We start from the raw sequence: 19015 nt of genomic DNA on the forward strand, positions 1-19015 counted from the left end.
GCTCGAGGTCGCCGAAGACCTCGTCAGTGGAGATGTGGTGGTAGCGAGTGCCGTGCTTACGGACTGCTTCCAGGAGGCTGAAAGTACCGATGAGGTTAGTGTGGATGAACGGTTCGGGGTTGGACAGAGAGTTGTCGTTGTGCGATTCCGCAGCGTAGTGGACAACAGCGTCTGCCTTGCCGACCAGTTCGTCAGCCAACTCGCGGTCGGCAATGTCGCCTACGACAAGCTTGAAGCGGGATTCAGGAAGACCCTCCAAAGACGCAGCATTTGCGGCGTAGGTCATCTTATCCAGCACAGTAATAGTGTGATCAGTGTTATCGATGAGGTGGTGAACAAAGTTCGAACCAATAAAACCGGCACCGCCGGTAACAAGAATGTGAGCCATACGGTATATTTTACCCACTTAAATAGCGATTTTTATGCCTCAACAACGAGATAAACATGACACAATAAGAAGTTATGAAGGGAATTATTCTTGCCGGCGGCACCGGAAGCCGTTTGCACCCTATCACTCAGGGTATTAGCAAGCAGCTCACTCCGGTCTATGACAAGCCGATGATTTACTACCCGCTGTCCACTCTCATGCTGGCGGGTATCCGCGATGTTTTGATTATTACCACTCCTGCCGATCAGGAGCAGTTCCAGCGACTGCTCGGTGACGGTTCCCGTTTCGGTATTAATCTCGAATACAAGGTGCAGCCTTCCCCTGATGGCCTGGCACAGGCATTTATCCTGGGCGCCGATTTTATTGGTAATGACCCCGTAGCACTCGTGCTCGGTGACAATATCTTCTACGGCCCCGGTCTGGGTACTCAGCTTGCCACCTACGAGCAGAAGGACGGCGCAACCGTCTTCGCTTACCGGGTTGCTGATCCTCGCGCCTACGGCGTGGTGGAGTTCGACGAGAACTTCAACGCACTGTCCATTGAGGAGAAGCCCGAGAACCCCAAGAGCGACTACGCTATTCCGGGTCTGTACTTCTACGACTCGAAGGTTGTAGAGTATGCACGTCAGATTAAGCCTTCTCCGCGCGGTGAGCTGGAAATCACTGACCTTAACCGCGTCTACCTGGAACAGGGTAAACTGAAGGTTGAGGTTCTGCCTCGCGGTACCGCGTGGCTCGATACCGGAACCTTTGATTCACTCGCTGATGCCACTAACTTCATCCGCACTGTTCAGAGCCGTCAGGGTCTGTCAGTTGGTTGCCCGGAGGAAATTGCGTGGCGCCATGGTTGGCTCTCCGATGAGCAGTTGCGCGACATCGCTACCCCGCTTGTTAAGAGCGGTTACGGTAGCTACCTGCTCGGATTGCTCCGCTAATAAACACCAGGGGATTTTCGTATCCCTTCACCGCCTGCAACAACACTCCACGTTGCAGGTACACTAACTCAAACTTTCTGGAGTATTCTCACTACCATGACCATTTTGGAATTTTTCCGCACCACGAGGGCTAACCTCTGGCTGCTGATTATTGGCATCGTTGTCGGTGCCGCAGCGGGCTTCGGCTATGCATCACTGCAGCCGAAGGTCTACGCCGCGTCCTCCTCGGGCTACGTGACCGTGGGCGAATCCGGTACGGTGGATGTTCTCTCTGGCTCTACAGCCGCTAAGGAGCGCGCTCGCTCCTATGCAGCTATCGTCTCCTCTGAGGCCGTGGCACAGAAGATTAAGCAGAACAACCCCGAATTATCGATGACCACCGGTCAAATTCGCGGTAGCCTCACCGCAACTGCAGGTGAAAACGCTGCACTGATTACCGTGAGCGCTAAGGCTTCTTCCCCGAAGAATGCACAGTTGCTTGCTAACGGTGCATTGCAGGCTACTGCCGACTACATCAAGGAAATTGAGCAGAACCCCGGTAACGCTCAGGCTCTGGTGAACGGCGAAAACACCGGCGCAACCCCGACCGGTGGCAACACCGTTCGCGTGATTCCGCTGAATAACGCGAGCGTGAACCCGCCGCTGGTAGCTCCGAACTACCAGCAGAACGTGCTCATCGGTGCTGGCACCGGTTTGGTTCTGGTCTACGCGGCAATCTTCCTGCGCCGTGCACTGGATCAGCGCATCCGTACCCGTGACGACGCTACCAAGGCAACCGGCGCAAGCGTCCTCGGTGTTCTGCCCGTCAGTGACGACCTGAACGAAGACAACATCGTTAAGGGCGACACCGACGACCACATCGCTCAGGAATCCATTCGTCAGTTGCGCACCAACCTGCGCTTCGTGAACGTTGACACTCCCCCGCGTTCGTTCATCGTCACCTCCGCGGTGCCCGGTGAAGGTAAGTCGACCGTGTCGCTGTCGCTGGCTCGCGCAATGGCTGATGCGGGTTCACCCGTCATCCTCATTGACGCCGACCTCCGCCGCCCGACTGTGGCTAAGAAGCTGAAGCTGGACGCTAAGGTTGGCCTGACCCAGGTTCTGGCTGGCCAGGTTGAGATTGCTAACGCTGTGCACCAGCTTGGTGAGTCGAACCTCTTCGTCCTGCCTGCAGGCCGTATCCCCCCGAACCCCTCCGAACTTCTGGGCTCGGATAAGATGCGCCAGCTGATTAACGAACTCTCCGAAGAGTTCATCGTGGTCGTCGACGTTCCGCCGCTGCTGCCCGTGACCGACGCTTCGTTGCTCTCCCACTCCGTGGATGGCGTGATTCTCGTTGGTTCTATCGGCCGAAGCCACCGTGAACAGATGACTGAAGCTTCCAACATCCTGAAGAAGGTCAACGCTAACCTCCTCGGTATGGTTCTGAACCGTGCTCCCCGTAAGGGTCTGGGTAACTCCTACTACGGCTTCGGTTACGCAAGTGCCTACGTTGGCTATGCAACCTACTACGGTTACGGCAAGGAAGGCGACAAGAAGTCGTCAAAGAAGTCCTCGACCAAGAAGTAATAACGTAATAAGCGCCCTAAAACATAGGGAGCGACTTAGGGCGGGATGGGCAGTTTTTCTGCCCGTCCCGCCTTATACTTATCTGGTATACATGTGCACCGAAAGGCTATTGTGACCACTCACTCACCCAATACGCCGGAGCCGCAGACCACTCCTCTTGCGGCACGGATTCGGCTTGCGCACGCCTACTTCCAGCGAATTGCCGACATGCACTCCATCGATATTATGCATGTCAAAGGCTACGCTTTCTCCCAGGAAATTTACCGCAAGGGCAGGTACAGCTCCGACGCTGATCTGCTTGTCCGTCCCTCTCACGTGGACCGCTTTGTAGAGATCCTTCTGGCAGATGGATGGCGTATCCAAGCCCACTTCGAAACAGGCTCCGTGTTCGAACACGCGATGACGCTCTACCACGCTTCATGGGGTCTGACCGACATTCATCGTTTCTTCCCCGGTCTGGGACGCCACGGCGACTACGAGAAGGCTTTTGACCGCGTCTGGGCGGCGCGCAAGACTCGCATGATCGCGCACCGTCCCTGCGTCGTCCCCAGCGATTTGGATGCGCGTCTTCTCGTGGTGCTTCACCGCGCCCGCGCGGCATCGCGTTACAGCGCAGATATTAACTATCTGGTCTCTCTGCTCTCCTACAGCGATTGGCAGCGCCTGCGCGCCCGTGCGGAGGAGCTTGACTCATCCCTGGCGTATAGCGCGGCTATGGGCGGCTTGGAGCAGTACCGTGACGACCGCGACTACCTGCTGTGGCTGTCTGTCTCTCAGGACGTCCCCCACTATATTCAGTGGGTTGGGCGCCTGCAGGCGGCGACCACCCTGCACGATAAGCTACGCACCCTCAAAAATATTTTCTTCGTGAATAAGGACCACTTGGCGATGCAGCTGGGACGTACCCCCACCAAGGCTGAAATTCGTGCCAAGTTCTTTGAACGTTTCGGAATCAAGGTGAAAAAATGAGCAACCCGGTAGATTCCCGCCAGACCGTCTACGGTATCCCCGAGAACATCGCGTACGTTCATTCTGAAGAGTTCGCTAAGTACTCCCCCACAGCAACGTATCTTGCAAATCTTGCCAATGGTGAGCTGTCTGTTCTTCAGGATTCTGCCTCCATTATTTGGAGTATCTTTGAGGACCCAATGTCTCTACAGGAAGCTATCGATTTGCTCTGCGAAATGTATGAACAGCCCGTAGAGACCATGGGACCGCAGATCGAGGGGTTTATCCCCGAGCTGCTAGCCAAGGGGCTCCTAGAAGCCCGCTAGGCCTCCCAGAAGACACAAAGAAGGCGGGGCGGTAGAAACTATAAAGTTTCTACCGCCCCGCCTTCTTCTATGAGCAGCCTAGCTCTTTTTAGTCTTCGGGCAGAGCCTGCACGTACGTCTTTAGACGGCTAATGAAACGAGCCTCCGAGAAACCGTCAACGTGCTCGCGGATATAGTCAGCGTCCCAGTCAGTCGGGTTGAAAGCCTTGAGAGCTTCCACCAGCTGCTCCACGGTCGGCTGGTTGATGAACATGCCGGTCTTGCCCTCCTGGATGGTGTCCAGGAAGCCGCCCGCACGGTACGCAATCACAGCCTTACCGCTGGCGCCAGCCTCCAACGGAGTAATACCGAAGTCTTCATAGGAGATAGCCAGCAGAGCCAGACAGTGCCGGTACGCGTAACGCAGCTGGGCGTCCGAAATGCCAGAAACGATACGAACAGTGGGGCCTGCAAGCGCTTCAAGGCGTTCCTTTTCCGGGCCGCGACCAACCACCAGCAGCTTCTTACCCAACTCATTGCAGGCTTCAACAGCCTTATCAACATTCTTGTAGGGCAGCAGGCGAGAAACGATCAGGAAATAATCGTCCGATTCGGTGAACTCTTCCAGGCCTGGGATAGGCTCAACCGGTGCGGTGGTGTCTACCGAGTGCGGCGGGAAGAAAATCGGAACGTCCTTCTTACCGTAGACATTCTCAATACGCTTCTTAATGACGCTCGCATTCGCCACATACACAGCCGAGCGGTGAGCAGCCCAGTGATCCCACAGCATCAGTGCAGGACGCAAGGTCTTCAGCAACAGCGGCACGGGACCGGTGCTCTTCTCGCCCAGGTACTGATCGCTCAAGTACAGCCATCGCGCCGGCGAATGGCAGTAAATGAACTTGCGGCCGGCGAAGTTGAAGCCGTGCGCCCAACCGGTCGTCGATACCACAGCGCGCTCAGCCGGTACCTTCAGGAAAGAAGAAGCAATCGGCAGAATTGGCAGAGCCATGCGGTGGTTACGACGTAGGTAACCAATCTTGTTCAGCGGGCTGGTGATGATTTTCGCATCTTTGAACTCCGGGAAGGTGCCCTCCGGGTCGTACAAAGTCGTGTAAATCGGTGCGTCAGGGAATGCACGATGCATTGCCAGCACAACACGCTCCGCACCGCCACGCTGAGTCAGGTAGTCGTGGGCAATTGCTATCTCTTCAGTAGCCTCAGGCTTGACCAGCGGCACGTAACGGCGCGCCAGATGGGCAAGCTTCTTGAGGCTCTTCGGGATATCCGCGAGCACCGCGTCAGGGTTCTTCGGCCCGGTAAACGGAGCGGAGGTCAAGAGCTGAGTGAGTGACATTTTCTTTTCCTCCTAAAAGACTTTCTGAGCACGCTCAGGGTAGTGAATACCGGCGTAAGATGCAGCCTCAACCTGCAGTGCCACAAGCTTCTCAGCGGCCTTAGCGGGCAGCTTCAGCAGAATCTTATCGCTCGCATCGCCCAGAGCCTTAATGGTCTTCTCCGTGGTGAAACGAGCGAGGGTCTTGACCAGCAAACCCCACGGACCCGTCGGATTCGGGGCGGGGTGTGCTTCTTCACCATGCTTACGCACGAAGATAGTGCGGGCAGAACCCGAGTGCAGGGCACGCAGGGCACGCACAGCAGTGGTGGTAGCCTCGGCGTAGTGCTTGACCTCAACCTCATCAGAGATGATGATGCGGCCACCAGCGTCATGAACCATCTTGCCCATGTCTACGTCTTCCCAGCCGTAGAGACGGTACGCGGGGTCGTAGCCGCCAGTACGCTCAAAGTACTCCGCAGAGATAGAAGAGTTACCGTTCCAGTACAGCCAACGGCCTTCTTCAGCTACACTGAGGGCGCCCTCTTTGAATCGAGCATCGCGGAAGTTACCGTACACACGAGAGTAGGGAGTGTCCGGGTACACGTTCTTCAAGGTACCAATCACACCGTCATAATCACGGTGCAGGCGGATCTGCGCCTCGACGTAGTCGGATGCCGGCTCAAGATCGTCATCGCAACGGATGAGGACATCCGCATCAGCCGCACGGTGGCCAGCGTTCAGCGCAGCCACGCGGCCACGGTTCTCCTCGAAAACGATCTTGGTCAGGTTCAGCTTGCCTTCGGCAATGTAGCGGTCAAGCACAGCTTCACTGTTATCGATATCGCCGTCGAGGACCACGATAACTTGGAAGTCCTTCTCGGTCTGGGCGGCAAGCGCATCCAGCGGGTAGTGCAGAATATCTGCACCACCGCGAGACGGAATGATAACCGCAGCCTTGTAGCGGTGAGTAGTCGTCATAATTTTCCTTCGGGGTTTGAGTGAGAGGATATCCGTTGGGAATGGCCTATACGTTTAGAGGCACCTTAGCGGATAAAACGCTCCAGAATCTCACCAACACGGACCTTGCCTGCTTCAGGCGAGTAATTCTCCTGCCAACGCCAGAACAGCTCGGAGGTTCGCTCCGCCAGGGCATCCGTATCTTCTCGAAGCTCAGTACCCAGGCTCTTAATGGCCTGCGCAAGAGCTACCGGCTGATCAGCAGGCACAACGTACGGGTACGACGCGCCGCCCAGCACCTCCGACAGAGCACCAGCATCACTGACCACCACAGGGACGCGCGCGCTCATCGCTTCAGCGACCACCAAGCCAAAGGACTCAGGGGCAATCGAAGGTACAACAAGCATGTCAATGTCACCGAAAAGACGGTCTGGGGTAGTCCAGCCCAAACGCGTGCTGAACGTAGCAACACGGGCTAGGGCGTCCTCAACCTCAGCACGTTCTTCATCAGATGCGAAGACAGGCTCGCCACCAATCACCAGGTCGTATTCAATACCGTTAGAGTTCAAGGAACTCATCGCCTGGCACAGGGTCGCGATGCCCTTAGACGGAGTCAAACGCCCCAGGTAACCGACGCGAAGTCGGCGCTCCCCCACACGGTGATCCAGCTCGGTGGATACGCCACTGACCCAGTTCGCGAACAGCTCGCTACCGGGGCAGGCACGAGCCACATAGCGGCTAGGCACCAGGGTGACAGACGCCTTATGGCGGGCAAAGGGTACGAGCTTCGCGTTCACACCGGTAGGCAGCTGGTGCAGGTGCACGATGCGGTTCTTACGGCCGCCCGTTGCCGCTGCGGGAACCAGACCATTGCACCACAACAGAACGTCCTTATGGCGAGCGTGCCAGCTACGCAGAGCCACCATGTACTGTGCGCGGTTCTTAGCCGGCAAGACAATGCGGGGGAACCCCTCATCCGCAGCAGCTTCTACAAGCTGCTTCGGCTCGGAAGGACCCACAATAGTGACCTTGTAGCCAAGGCTACGGGCTGCGCGGGCAATGTTCAGGAGCATGACCTCGCCGCCGCCAATATCGCCATTATTGGTAGCTATATAAAGCTCTTTCATCGTTATGCTTTCCTCGCCCGCTGACGGATAGAACTGACGTCAAACGATTTAGAAGTAGGTGACTTCTTAGGAATTTCTTGCTGGGCTACAGCGGCAGGAGCTTCCTTCTCGATGAGCTGGCCCTTCTGCTGTGCAGGTTTCTCAGCGTTGCCCTGAACCTTCTGCGTAGCATCTGAAATAGGTTCATGATGTCCGCTGTCCGAAGCGTCTAGATCCTTGTCCGGGTTCAGGTACAGCAATGCAAGACCCACCACGATAGCCCACGGCACAGTCAGAATCACCTCACCAAGGCGCTGAGAGGTAATAATAATAATCACCATTGCGGCTTCGGCGATAACAATGCGCTGAGCACGCGGCTGCTTCCAGATGAATGCGGCAGAAATCATCAAGGCTACAACCACAATCATATAGAGCCATCCAGCCTCCTGGACCAGCGTCATATATGAATTGTGGAAATAGAAGTAACGATTCTGAAGCGGCACCTGAGCGGTACCCAGACCGCCACCATACCAAGGAACCACATCAATCATGCGGTACATGGTCTCATCGATTCGTTCGCGCAAAAGGTCACTACCAAGTCGGTCCGCAAAGGCACCAGCATGCGCGAAATTGTCTTCCAGGTAGTTCACACCTAGGTAAAACAACCACGCAAGAACTGCTTTACCGAATAAATTCAGGCGATGAGAAAAGTACAACCACAGGACGGCAAAAGCATATGCAGCCAGAGAAGTACGGGAACCAGTCAGCCACAGCATGCCGGAGGTAATAGCAATAGCAACGATACGGTGACTTGTCTTGCGGACCATAGCGACGAAAAGAAAGCCAAAAATTGCGTAATACAGGCCAGACTGGTTCTTATCATTCAACCAGCCAGTCAGCGTACCGCCATAGTTATCGGGCGCAACACCTGCGTAAAATCCAATAAGGTTAAAAACAAGACCCGCAGCCACACCAAAGATGAGGGAACGAACGTCAATCCTCTTTTGTGCAATCTGCAACGCCAGAAGAAGGACCACAGCCATACGGATTGCGCGGCGAATCGATTCGTCAACAGAAATACCGTTAAAAGCTAGACTTTCGAACAAAGCCCAGCCAACAGCAAACAAGATAATCGAGAAGAACAAGGAATTATACCTTGTCTCCAAGGTGGCAGGTTTTGTCAGCTTGTACAAGACAAGCAACAACACGACAACTGTACCCACAGGCATAGTCACAAGGGGCGTAGGAATACCGATGAAGATCAGGCCAAAACCAGCCCAAAAATCAAGCATTGACAGCTGTGAGACGCTACTGACAAGGTGCTTTACTTCACCCGCGGTCGCCTGCCCAATGCGATATGCGTGGAGGGACTTAGGATTTTTGTCTTGCTGAGAAGCCGCGGCCTCTGTACTTTGTGAGAAAGACACGGTCATTTCTTCTCCAATGTGCGAGTGTAAATATCAACCGTCTGAGCAGCCATCTGCGCGTTTGAGATCCAGGTAAAAGGCACCGATTCACCCTTCTGCAACTGCGCGCGCATAGCCTGCAGAACATCCTGAGTCAGGGTTGCACTCTGGCGGTCCACCAGCTCATCAGCACCCAGAATCTCCGGGTTGCCGCCCACAGCGGTAGCTACGGTCTTCAAGCCGGCTGCCTTAGCATCCAGCAGAGTGTAGGAGCAGTTCTCCCACACCGACAGCTGAACAATCATGTCGCTACGGCCCATAGCCTCAATCGGGTTAACGAAGCCGCTGAAGGTCACCGAATCGCCCAGGTTCAGACGCTGAGCCTGAGCCTGCAACTCGGATGCCAAATCGCCAGATCCCGCAATCTCAAGATGAGCCTTCGGGTACTCAGCACGAAGCTGCGCAAAAGCATCCAACAGCACGTCGATGCCCTTCTCAGGGGACAGACGAGACAGCGAGAGAATACGCGGACCCCCCTCAGAGGGAATACGCTGCTGCTCAACAGCTGCATGTACCTCGGGGATATCCACACCGTTATACACCAGCTCCACGCCACGAGCGCCCCACTTGGCGCGCATCTGATCAGCGGTAGAACGAGAAACAGCAATCGCCTGATTGGTACCCCACAGGCGCACACGGTGCACGGTCTCCATGAGCTTAGAACGCCAGGAGCTACCGTGGTACACCGAATCGTTACCGGCAATACCGTGCTCCGTGGTCAGAAGCTTCGGCACGCAAGTGCCACGCTTGATGACGCTACGGATGCGTAGCGCGTTGACCACAGCGGTCGCTACAACGTCCGCATACGCCAGGTGGCTGTGCACAATATCCGGACGAAGCTGCTCAATAGCCTTCTGCAAAGAAGCAAAGGACGTCTTGAAACCGTAGTCAGGGCCGAAGTCAGCCTTGATGACGGTGACGCCCAGTTCCTCAAGGCGGCTCGTAAGCTTACCTTCGGGTGCGAGAACCACCAGGTTAAAGCCGGGGAGCCCGGCACGTGCCATATCGACAACGTGCCGAGCTACTCCACCAAAATCGGGAACCGGAACGACCCATAGAGCCGTTGGTGTAGAGGTCATGCCTTAGTCAACTTTCGAGTGAGGAAAGAACGGAAGGATGCAGAAACCTTAGTTTCAATGGAAATATGCACCAGGTAGGCGAAGCAAATCACCAAAACCAATGCAATAATACGTGCCCCCCAGGGACCAGCCACAGGGTAGAACAAATCCACCAGCATATAGCCGACCATAGCGTGGCCCAAGTATAGGGGGTAAGAAATACGTCCCAAGAAATTCAGCGGACCCGTCGAAAGTACCGGAACGTTCTTCAGGTATACAACGATGAAGAACACCAGACTAATCAGTGCCACGCCGATTCCATGAGCAAGATCATGCATCAGCGCCGCATTGAGGGAAGCGAGAATCGCGAAGTACGGAATGTGCCAGGTGAACTTTCGATCATGGCTGTACATGAAGAACACCATACCCAAACTAAAGAGTGAAGAGTGTTCCGCAACCGCAGCCCACACAATCATCTTCGGCGCTCCACCGAGAGAAGCCTCCGGGTGGAACAGCAAACACAGGACCGTACCGATAACCGACCAGGTAAGCAGAATCGTAGTCAGCTCTCTACGGTAAATCGTTCCCCGTCGGAGAATCAGGTACAGGGCGACCATCACGTAGAACTGCAGTTCCACTGCCAGCGTCCAGTACACCTGATCCACGTTATCCACACGCAGGAAGCGTTGCAGCATCGTCGTGTTGATCAGGGTCTGCGGAATCGTAATATGGCGTCCGGGGTTTCCGTAGATGAAATACACCAGAGCCGATACCGCCAGCGCAAACCAATAGGTCGGGTAGATACGAGAAAAACGCGAAATCGCGAACTTCAGTGCCGACCCGCTCTTGATAGCGCTGAGCAGGATTACAAAACCAGAAATGATGAAGAAGAGCTGAACACCCAACTCACCCAGGGCGATGTCATAGGGCGAAGGAGCAGTCCGCGGATAGTTCTCCGTAGCGGGAACACCCAGGTGATAAATCACCACGGTAATAGCAGCCAGGCCACGGAACCCGTCCAGCTCCCGGAAACGCCCGGGAGTGATGAAGTCCTGATCTAGAACATCATCCTCCCGAGCTTTTACGGTCTGAGACTTGGTCATAGACGCTGATCCTACAGCCACTTCTCGAGGCGGTCCAGTGCGGTGAAGAAGCCCTCACCGTTGTTGATGTGGCCCTGCCAGATTTCGGGAATGAAGGATGCCTTCGGTGCCAGCTCACGCAGCTGCTTGCCAAGGGATGCCCAGTCGACATCGCCTTCGCCAACCTGAACGCCCTCACCGTCAACGCCGGTGCCGTCCACCAGGTGCAGGTGAATGGACAGCGGTGCCAGCTGCTCAACAGCCTCCGACAGCGGAATGTTCAGGAAGTTGCAAGCAAGCATGGTGTGGGAGATGTCCAGGCAGAGTGCGGTATCGAATGCACGCGAGAACTCTGCGGTGTCCTTCGGATCCAGGAACAGGTTGTGGTACTGCTGACCACCCATCAGCCAGGGGTACGGGGGCAGAGTCTGAGCGGCCAGGCGAACGCCGGATGCGTCCAGACGCTTCAGAGCCTCACCGATACGCTCGTACTTCTCAGCACGTGCGGATGCGGGGATGTGCTTGTCCTTGGTGAAGCCACCCATGGTCACAACCATGACCGGGTCCTCGTCTACGGTGAAGTAGCGGGTCAGGTCACGGGTGATGTCGATAGTGCGCTGGACCTCAGCGATGGAGCGCTCCCACACCTCAGGATCCTTGGACGCGAGGTCCACCAGGAAGTCACCTGCGAACAGGTCGGGCAGGTGGGTGGTGAAGCCCATGTCCAGCTTGGAGTCAAAGACGTCGTCGATGTTAATCTCGAGGTCCTTGTAGGAGAAGTGGAACTCCAGGAAGTCCGGCTTAGCCTCTTCAATCAGCGGCTTGTAGTCGTGGTAACGAACCGGCAGACCCCAGGGGCGGTCGAACTTGAAGTCGCGGCGGGTCACCAGGTCGTCCTTCAGGTCACCCTCGAAGAAGAACGAGCCTTCTTCAACGTCGCGCTGCATGGTGCGGCCCAGCAGCTGCGGCAGGTAGTTCGGCTGCAGACCGCGGCCGGGGGACTTCACAGCAACATCAGCCTCGGTCACGACCTCGCCCTTAGCGATGTGGCGGGTAGCAACCAGGGACTTTGCCAGGTTCACGCGGTTCATCAGCTCACCGGTGGACACCTCGCGAGGAGCAGCAGAACCAATAGCGGTCTCAACCTCACGGATCTGCTGAACCATTGCCTTGAATTCCTCGGGCAGCAGGGAGACGGTGTGGTCGTTACCCTCGAGGGTCTTGTCGGTGGTGAAGTGCTTCTCGATAATCTTCGCGCCGCGAGCAACAGCAGCAATCGGCACGTGGTAGCCACGCTCGTGGCCGGAGTAGCCGACCAGGCACTGACCGATTTCAGCCAGGCGGTCCATGTACGCAAGGTTGACGTCCTTGAAGGGTGCCGGGTATGCGGACTGGCACTGCAGCAGAGCGTAGGATGCGCCAGCGTTACGCAGCAGAGCAACGGACTCGCGGATTTCCTCTTCGCGGCTCATACCGGTGGAAACCAGCATGGGCAGGCCGCGGGAAGCCACGTCGCGCAGCAGCTCGTGGTTGGTCAGGTCAGCAGAAGCAATCTTCATACCCTGGATGCCGTAGTCAACCAGTGCCTGAACGGAGGGTGCATCCCAGGGGGTGCACATGATGTCCATGTCGTGCTGCTTGACGTGGTCGAAGACCTCGTACATCTGGTCAACGGTCAGGGAGAAGCGAGAGAGCAGGTCCAGGGTGTACTGAACGCCCAGGTCCTCACCTGCGGTTGCTGCGCCGCGCTGGCGGTACAGGGCATCCATGTCGCGCAGCTGGAACTTCACAGCGTCCGCGCCGGACTCAACAGCCAGGTCCACCAGTTCCTTAGCGAAGTCAACGCTACCCTGGTGGTTGTTACCAATCTCAGCAATGATGAAGGAGGGGGAATCCTCGCTGATGGTGTGCTTACCGATGCGCAGGACGTCCTGCTCGTCCATTGCCAGTGCCACGAGGTGACCGCGCTCGTCGGTCAGCGGAACGTGGTTGATGCCCTTGGCGAAGTATGCGCGCAGGGTCTCGGGGTCAGCGTCAGCCGGTGCGGTCTGCGGGTTGGTGTTTGCAGCGTCAAGAGCGCTGGTCTCCAGGGACGCGGTCGGGTTAGCAATCAGCCAACGACGGAAGTCGCCGTCAGAGAGCGAACCGCGCAGAATACCGGACTCATTCACCAGGAAGATGATGCGCTGGCCGTTAGCAGAAATCTTCTGCAGAGCGTTGAGAATCGGGTCTTCAGCGAAGACCACGTAGGGGGCAATATTGCGTTCAATAATCACGATTTTGACCTTTTCGTTTGAGTGTTTAGTTGAATGCCTGAGTGCCGGTCAAGCCGGGCGCGGCAGACGAGGTACTGCCGCTGGTGAAGGTTACTTGCCTTCGGCCAGGATCTGAGTGAGCTGGTGCTCTGCCACGGAGAAGTCAATCGGCGCGTCAATGTCGACGCCCTCGACCTCGTCCAGCATGAACAAGTCAATGGTACCGCCGGGGTAGCCCGCCAGGCGGTTGTGATGGTCCATGTACACATGGGTCTTGGTGATGTACATCGAACCGTTCTCGCGGTAGCGGAAGGTTTCCTTGGTCAGCTCCTGGCGGCGCGGGCGATGCATAATCTCGAATGCCGCGGTCGGCTCACCGTCAGCGTGCCAGGTCCAGATGAACGGACCAATCGGAATCACACCGACCATGGAGTCCTTACCGTTCTCAGCGAACTGGCGGACCGCACGAGCCAGGGTGCCGGGCAGACGCACGGGGCTGGTTGCCTGCAGCAGCATGACAGCCTCGGGCTCCCAACCGTTTTCGGTGTAGAACTCGATGGCGTGCTCAATGACCGGCTCGGTTGCGGTGGTATCTTCAGCCAGGTGTGCCGGGCGAATGAACGGCACCTCGGCACCGTACTCGCGGGCGATGTCAGCCAGCTCAGCATCGTCGGTGGAGACGACAACACGCAACTCGTGCTCGCCGGCTACTTCTTCCTTAGCAGCCAGTGCCTGCTCGATGGTCCATGCAACCAGCGGCTTACCCGCGATAGGACGCAGGTTCTTACGCGGAATGCCCTTCGAGCCACCGCGCACGGGAATGACGCAGAGAATACGCATTATGCCTCCAAAGTTTCAATCATGAGCTCGGCGATGCGACGCGCGGGCTCCTTATCCGGCTGAATCGGTGCGGGGGTCGGTTCCTGACCCCACTGGTTCATGCCGTACCGGTCCCAGAATTCCACCAGCCATGCCGGCGGTGCCGGGTGGTATACCCACGCCGGGATTCCGCGGATTGCCGCCTCCAGAACACCCGTAGAGAAGATGGACACGACCGGGTTCGGTACCTCGTTCAGCGGGGTGCCGGAGCGGTCAATGCGGATGCCTTCCTTCTCCCACAGCTGGTGGGTCAGCACCGACAGCTTATCCTTCTCGCTCGGGTGCGGGCGGTAAACGCCGCCGAACTTCTTCAAGAAGGAGTGCGAAGCGTAGGCGAAGGATGCGCGCGGAAGCTCCGCACCGTGCATCTGGCCCAGGAAGATGGGCTCCAGGTCGTTCTGCTTCTGTGCCTCGGTGCCAGCGGCCTTCTGGGCTGCCAGGTAGAGCAGCTGCGAACCCACCGCGTGCGTGGTCACGTCTCGGCGACCCGATGCCCAGAATTCTGCATCAGCTTTGCTGAACGCCAGCAGGGTGCAGCCGACCGGCAACGGCGGAGCCTGCGGCACCAGCAGGCCGTGCTGAACCATCCAGTACTCAGCGCCAATCGCGCGAGAGAACTCGTAGGCTACTGCACCACGTCCAAGAAACTGCGCGGCAGATAGAACGATACGAACATCCGGCAGGAGGCTAATCAGCTCATCGCCGGAGATTTTCTGCTCGGACCAGTCCTTGCGAGAGTAGCGCTCGCTCGCATACTGTCCGTCCAGGTACTCGCTAGCGTCCTCGGGAACCCACAGGGCAACATCGACAGCATCCAGATGCTTGAGAGGTTCCAAGATTGCGTTGCGGTTCGTCGGAGAGAACGAATCCATAACGATCAGTACCTGAGGCTTAGTACCGCGAGTGTACAGAAGACCCCGTACAGGTTCCTCCACAACGGTTCGAGAACGTGCAGAATCAAGAAGCGTGTTCAGCTTGTACTTAGCCCACTTCAGCTTCTTCTGACGCCTCTGCCATGCCTGCCAAGCATCCAAATCTAGAGGGTACTTAAGCATCCTGCTTCTCCCCAGAACGGACTCGAATAACGGTAGCCGGAATGCCCACAGCCACAGCGTTAGCCGGAATGTCGCGGGTGACCACAGCTCCAGCACCAATCACCGCGCCGTCTCCAATAGTGACGCCACCGAGCACAGACACATTCTGACCCAGGAAAACACGATCACCAATCACGATGTCACCACCGGGCTGCACATCGTGCAGAGAGTCCAGAGGATGCTCACCAGAATTCACCATCACGTTATCGGCAAAGACACAGTCCTTACCAATAGTCACATTCGACAGAGCGTGAATATGGCTACGGTGACCAACGTAGGTACCGGAACCAATACGCAGAATACCTCCGGCTTCAGAAGCAATCCACGCATCCTCGTAGATTGCAATCTGGTCACCAAGGTAGATGTTCTCTACACCGACCATACGCAGGGGACGGACAAGAACAGTGCCCGAGCCGAAAGAACCGAACGCTCGCGAGTACAGGGTCTTTCCTAGCAGGTCTGCCATGTGCCAACGCACGCTCGGCATCTTGGTCACAATCTTAGAAAGGTTTAGGCCCATAGCTGCTCCAAAATCTTTACACGCTGATCGAAGGTATGCTCAGCCAGAGTACGCTTCTGACCGGCTTCACGAATCTGACGAGCCCACCTAGGCTCACGGAAAATACGGGTACAAATCTCGATGAGCTCATCAATGCTCTCGTAGACCAGAACCTCTTCGCCGGGAATGTAGTAGCGGTCTACATCGGCACGGTCAATCACCTGCAGAGCACCCACGCCGGGAGCCTCAAAGGTGCGCATGGTGAAGCCGTCCTGGTTATTGTGGATGTTCAGCGTTGCCGGGGAGGACGCCATAATGCCGTATGCCTCAGAGCGGTCGATGTCGCGACCTGCCGGAACACCGGAGTCCTTGAACTGCTTAGTGCGCAGAATGTCGTAAGGGTGACGCGACCAAGCACGGCCGTAAGCACGCACCGGCAGACCGGCTGCGACCAGCGCCTGCAGGGTCTCCTCACGGTTCGGGTACTTAGCGCCCACAAAGTTGATGGAGTCCTCACGCATAGGGACAACCGGGCAGTGGGTGTCGTAGGCGTTAGGCATATCGAGCACCTCGAAGCCCTGCTCGCGCAGGTGCTGCGCATCCAGCGGGCTGTAGCTTGCCAGCGCACCCAGGTGGTGCAGGTCCTCTTCGGTGTAGCTCATGCGGCGCATTTCGTCGTACAGCCAGGTGCCGTAGCGAACGCCGGAAGTCTCCAGCAGGTCCCACCATTCGCGGGAGAGCATATCGCCCTTAATGACCAGCACAATATCGGGGCGGAACTCGTTGAAAGCGTCAATAGCCTTACGGGTTGCCTGAGCCGCGAAGCTTTCGGGGCGGTACTTCTCGGGCAGTTCGTGGGCAAGCTTGTTGAGGATGCGCTCGGGCAGAGTACCCGGGGCATCGTAGATGTGGGTGTGCACTTCGTATCCATGCACTTCCAGGGATGCCTGAATTGCCTTCCAGTACCCGTGGAATGCGGGTGAGAGCAGTAGAAGTTTGGGCTGAGTCATATGAGGATTGAATCCTGTCGGCGTTTGCTATAAGAACCCGCAGGGTAGAACCGTGCGGTGCTATGTGTTGGAGTGAAGAGGAACGGAAAGTTTCACCTGCTACTTGAGGCAAAACATACCTATTGAAATTTTACAACGAAAGCAGGAGACGACACACTCGAGTGCACTGTGTCGCCTCCTACGTTCTATATGCGCCTTCTTACGAAGAGAGCTAGAAATCCTGCGGAATTACTCTTGCAGACTCCGCACGTTTCGTGCCTAGTTCTCGCGGCGCTCTGCCTTGGCAATACGCTCCAGCTCGGTGGCAAGGAAGCCACGAGCGTCCACATCCTTATTGCGCAGGCCGCGCACCGAGTTCACCGCAAAGTTTGCGTAGCTGGTAGCGCGCAGAGCAGCAGCAAGCTTCTTCTCCCAACCCCACTTATCCGCATAAATGAAGCGGGCGGTGGTCAGCCACTGCACACGACGCTCGGAGGGCGAAGATCCGCCACCCTCGTGGGTTACAGTCACCGAGGGGATCAGGTAGCGGTCCACGCCAGCGTTCGAGAGGCGGTACTGGAAGTCCACCTCTTCGCTGTTCATGTAGAAACGTTCGTCCATGCCGCCGATGCGGTTGAAGGTTGCGCGAGGAACGACCATGCACGCGCCCATAACCCAGTCAACCTTCGCGTCGGAGGTGCCGGTGCATGCCTCGACGTCGTGGCCGACGCCGCGGTGCCACCAGTTGGTCGGCTTGAAACGAGCCAGCGGGGTGAACCATTCCCACGCAATATGCGCTGCGGTGGGGAACTTGCGTGCGACCCACTGTTGCTTGCCGTCGTGGCCAATAATCTGGGGGCTAGCCAGTACCTCGCCGTGGCGTTCCACGGCTGCGAGCATGCGCGAGACGAAAGTGTTATCCAGCTCCAGGTCGCTGTTGAGGATGAAAACCCATTCACCGGTCGCGGCAGCGACACCGGAGTTCACCGCTTTACCGAAACCACCGTTGACGGCACGACGCACGACGGTCACGCCCTCGACCTCAGGGAAGGGGGTGGGAGAAACGTCATCAGAGACGACGATTTCAATATCGGCGGGGTCAATACCCTGCTGGGCACGCAGCGTGTCGATAATGGCGAGAACCGGTTCCGGCTCGCCGTAGAAAGGAATAACCGCAGAAACGCGGGGAGAGTAGGTCATGTATTACAATCTTTCTTGAGTGAGAGGGAAGATAGACCCCACCATAAAGGGAGCTTTATCGTCCCTAGGATTATACAACTTCACTACTTTTTCAGCTGCACTTTTCAACTAACTGTGCAGCAGATAACTTGTGTAGCAGATAAATACTCACCCACTATCAACTCGCTATCTTACACATCTGAAGGGGACCTTCTCGTGGCTTCTGAGACCCACGCTGTCAATGAATCAGAAAGGGTTGCCGAATATACTGTTCAGCAGTCCGCTTTTAAACGCGTTATCAAGGCGACTTACGATTCTATTCGCCACAAGTATCTGGCTGAATACATTAACCTTTTGCGTCGCGGCGAAAAGATCGTTCTTCTCTCCTCTCCTATCTCCAGAGGCGGTAACTGGCTGTACCTCTGGGCTCGTGCTGCTACTCTGCGGCATCGAGGTACTGACAAGGCCTCTTTGCTTTACAACCCCGGTATGGAGGCATGGACTGAGGAGTTCCCGAAGCTTTCCTCTATTACGGTTCCCTCGTCAGAATACGGCTTCTTTACGCGGCGTAGTGGCTACTTCCCCGCTGACATTGAGACGGATATTAACGAAGAGGATTTGCACTATTTTATTCGCGAATATCTTCTTTCTTCAGAGGCTTTCAGCGAGCGCCTTGCAAGAATGCAGAATGTAGTGGATGAAAATTCTCTCGTCATTAATATTCGCCGTGGCGATTACTATTCCGTGCCTCAGATTAATGCGGTTTTTGGAATTGATACGGTGACATATGTGGAGGAAGCGCTGAAGAAGCTTCAGGATACCGTTACTCCTTCAAAGATTATTTTCGTATCGGATGACCTTCAGTGGTGCGAGGAAAATCTCTCGCATCTGAGCTCGGTCGCGCCCTGCATTTTCGAAAAGCAGGGTTCCGGTATGTTCGATGACCTAGCCCTTGTAGCCAGCGCAC

18 protein-coding genes are annotated in these 19015 nt (G+C 56.4%); 5 read left to right on the plus strand and 13 right to left on the minus strand.

What is annotated here, in order from left to right; genetic code table 11:
* Positions 1-388: GDP-mannose 4,6-dehydratase (locus HXO69_RS06300; protein ID WP_296546006.1), on the minus strand; the 388-nt coding region annotated here is incomplete at its 3' end.
* A gap of 74 nt (positions 389-462) precedes the next feature.
* Here HXO69_RS06300 and rfbA point away from each other — a divergent pair.
* From rfbA to HXO69_RS06320, 4 genes are all read left to right on the plus strand, one after another.
* On the plus strand, positions 463-1323 hold the full coding sequence (gene rfbA / locus HXO69_RS06305) for a glucose-1-phosphate thymidylyltransferase RfbA (RefSeq protein ID WP_049346725.1): 861 nt from the start codon (positions 463-465) through the stop codon (positions 1321-1323).
* Positions 1324-1419: 96 nt separating this feature from the next.
* Entirely contained in the window at positions 1420-2892 is a 1473-nt protein-coding gene (locus tag HXO69_RS06310) for a polysaccharide biosynthesis tyrosine autokinase (RefSeq protein WP_049346727.1), read from the plus strand.
* Between the two features lie 111 nt (positions 2893-3003).
* Positions 3004-3861 (plus strand): nucleotidyltransferase family protein, encoded by an 858-nt coding sequence (locus HXO69_RS06315; protein WP_049346869.1) that lies wholly within the window; start codon positions 3004-3006, stop codon positions 3859-3861.
* Positions 3858-4166, plus strand: coding sequence for a PqqD family protein (locus HXO69_RS06320; protein ID WP_049346731.1), 309 nt, complete (start codon positions 3858-3860; stop codon positions 4164-4166). Before HXO69_RS06315 ends, HXO69_RS06320 begins: the two co-directional genes overlap by 4 nt.
* An 88-nt stretch (positions 4167-4254) precedes the next feature.
* On the opposite strand, the gene HXO69_RS06325 is transcribed toward HXO69_RS06320, so the two are convergent.
* The 12 genes from HXO69_RS06325 to HXO69_RS06380 form a co-directional block, all read right to left on the minus strand.
* Complete coding sequence (locus tag HXO69_RS06325) at positions 4255-5502, minus strand: glycosyltransferase (protein ID WP_049355031.1); 1248 nt, start codon at positions 5500-5502, stop codon at positions 4255-4257.
* A gap of 12 nt (positions 5503-5514) precedes the next feature.
* Positions 5515-6462, minus strand: coding sequence for a glycosyltransferase family 2 protein (locus HXO69_RS06330; protein WP_049352040.1), 948 nt, complete (start codon positions 6460-6462; stop codon positions 5515-5517).
* A gap of 65 nt (positions 6463-6527) precedes the next feature.
* Positions 6528-7568: a glycosyltransferase family 4 protein gene (locus HXO69_RS06335; RefSeq protein ID WP_296546010.1), complete on the minus strand. Its 1041-nt coding sequence runs from the start codon at positions 7566-7568 to the stop codon at positions 6528-6530.
* Between the two features lie 2 nt (positions 7569-7570).
* Positions 7571-8980 (minus strand): O-antigen ligase, encoded by a 1410-nt coding sequence (locus tag HXO69_RS06340; protein ID WP_296546011.1) that lies wholly within the window; start codon positions 8978-8980, stop codon positions 7571-7573.
* Positions 8977-10092 carry a glycosyltransferase gene (locus tag HXO69_RS06345; protein WP_296546012.1) on the minus strand — a complete coding sequence of 372 codons (1116 nt, stop codon included), beginning with the start codon at positions 10090-10092 and terminating at the stop codon, positions 8977-8979. Before HXO69_RS06345 ends, HXO69_RS06340 begins: the two co-directional genes overlap by 4 nt.
* Entirely contained in the window at positions 10089-11174 is a 1086-nt protein-coding gene (locus HXO69_RS06350) for an acyltransferase (RefSeq protein WP_296546014.1), read from the minus strand. The genes HXO69_RS06345 and HXO69_RS06350 overlap by 4 nt, the downstream gene beginning before the upstream one ends.
* Before the next feature lie 11 nt (positions 11175-11185).
* Positions 11186-13429, minus strand: a complete 2244-nt coding sequence (locus HXO69_RS06355) for an N-acetylneuraminate synthase family protein (RefSeq protein ID WP_005506934.1) — start codon at positions 13427-13429, stop codon at positions 11186-11188.
* Between the two features lie 90 nt (positions 13430-13519).
* Positions 13520-14248 (minus strand): cytidylyltransferase domain-containing protein, encoded by a 729-nt coding sequence (locus tag HXO69_RS06360; protein WP_070600619.1) that lies wholly within the window; start codon positions 14246-14248, stop codon positions 13520-13522.
* Positions 14248-15342: an RNA-binding protein gene (locus HXO69_RS06365; protein ID WP_296546015.1), complete on the minus strand. Its 1095-nt coding sequence runs from the start codon at positions 15340-15342 to the stop codon at positions 14248-14250. Before HXO69_RS06365 ends, HXO69_RS06360 begins: the two co-directional genes overlap by 1 nt.
* Positions 15335-15901 carry a DapH/DapD/GlmU-related protein gene (locus HXO69_RS06370; RefSeq protein ID WP_012904026.1) on the minus strand — a complete coding sequence of 189 codons (567 nt, stop codon included), beginning with the start codon at positions 15899-15901 and terminating at the stop codon, positions 15335-15337. Before HXO69_RS06370 ends, HXO69_RS06365 begins: the two co-directional genes overlap by 8 nt.
* Positions 15892-16890: a glycosyltransferase gene (locus HXO69_RS06375; RefSeq protein WP_296546017.1), complete on the minus strand. Its 999-nt coding sequence runs from the start codon at positions 16888-16890 to the stop codon at positions 15892-15894. Before HXO69_RS06375 ends, HXO69_RS06370 begins: the two co-directional genes overlap by 10 nt.
* A gap of 258 nt (positions 16891-17148) precedes the next feature.
* Positions 17149-18069, minus strand: a complete 921-nt coding sequence (locus HXO69_RS06380) for a glycosyltransferase family 2 protein (RefSeq protein ID WP_296546018.1) — start codon at positions 18067-18069, stop codon at positions 17149-17151.
* A 195-nt stretch (positions 18070-18264) separates the two neighbouring features.
* Here HXO69_RS06380 and HXO69_RS06385 point away from each other — a divergent pair.
* A partial coding sequence (locus HXO69_RS06385) for an alpha-1,2-fucosyltransferase (RefSeq protein ID WP_296546020.1) occupies positions 18265-19015 on the plus strand: 751 nt, incomplete at its 3' end.

The organism is Rothia sp. (in: high G+C Gram-positive bacteria) (assembly GCF_015265375.1).
Taxonomy (GTDB): domain Bacteria; phylum Actinomycetota; class Actinomycetes; order Actinomycetales; family Micrococcaceae; genus Rothia.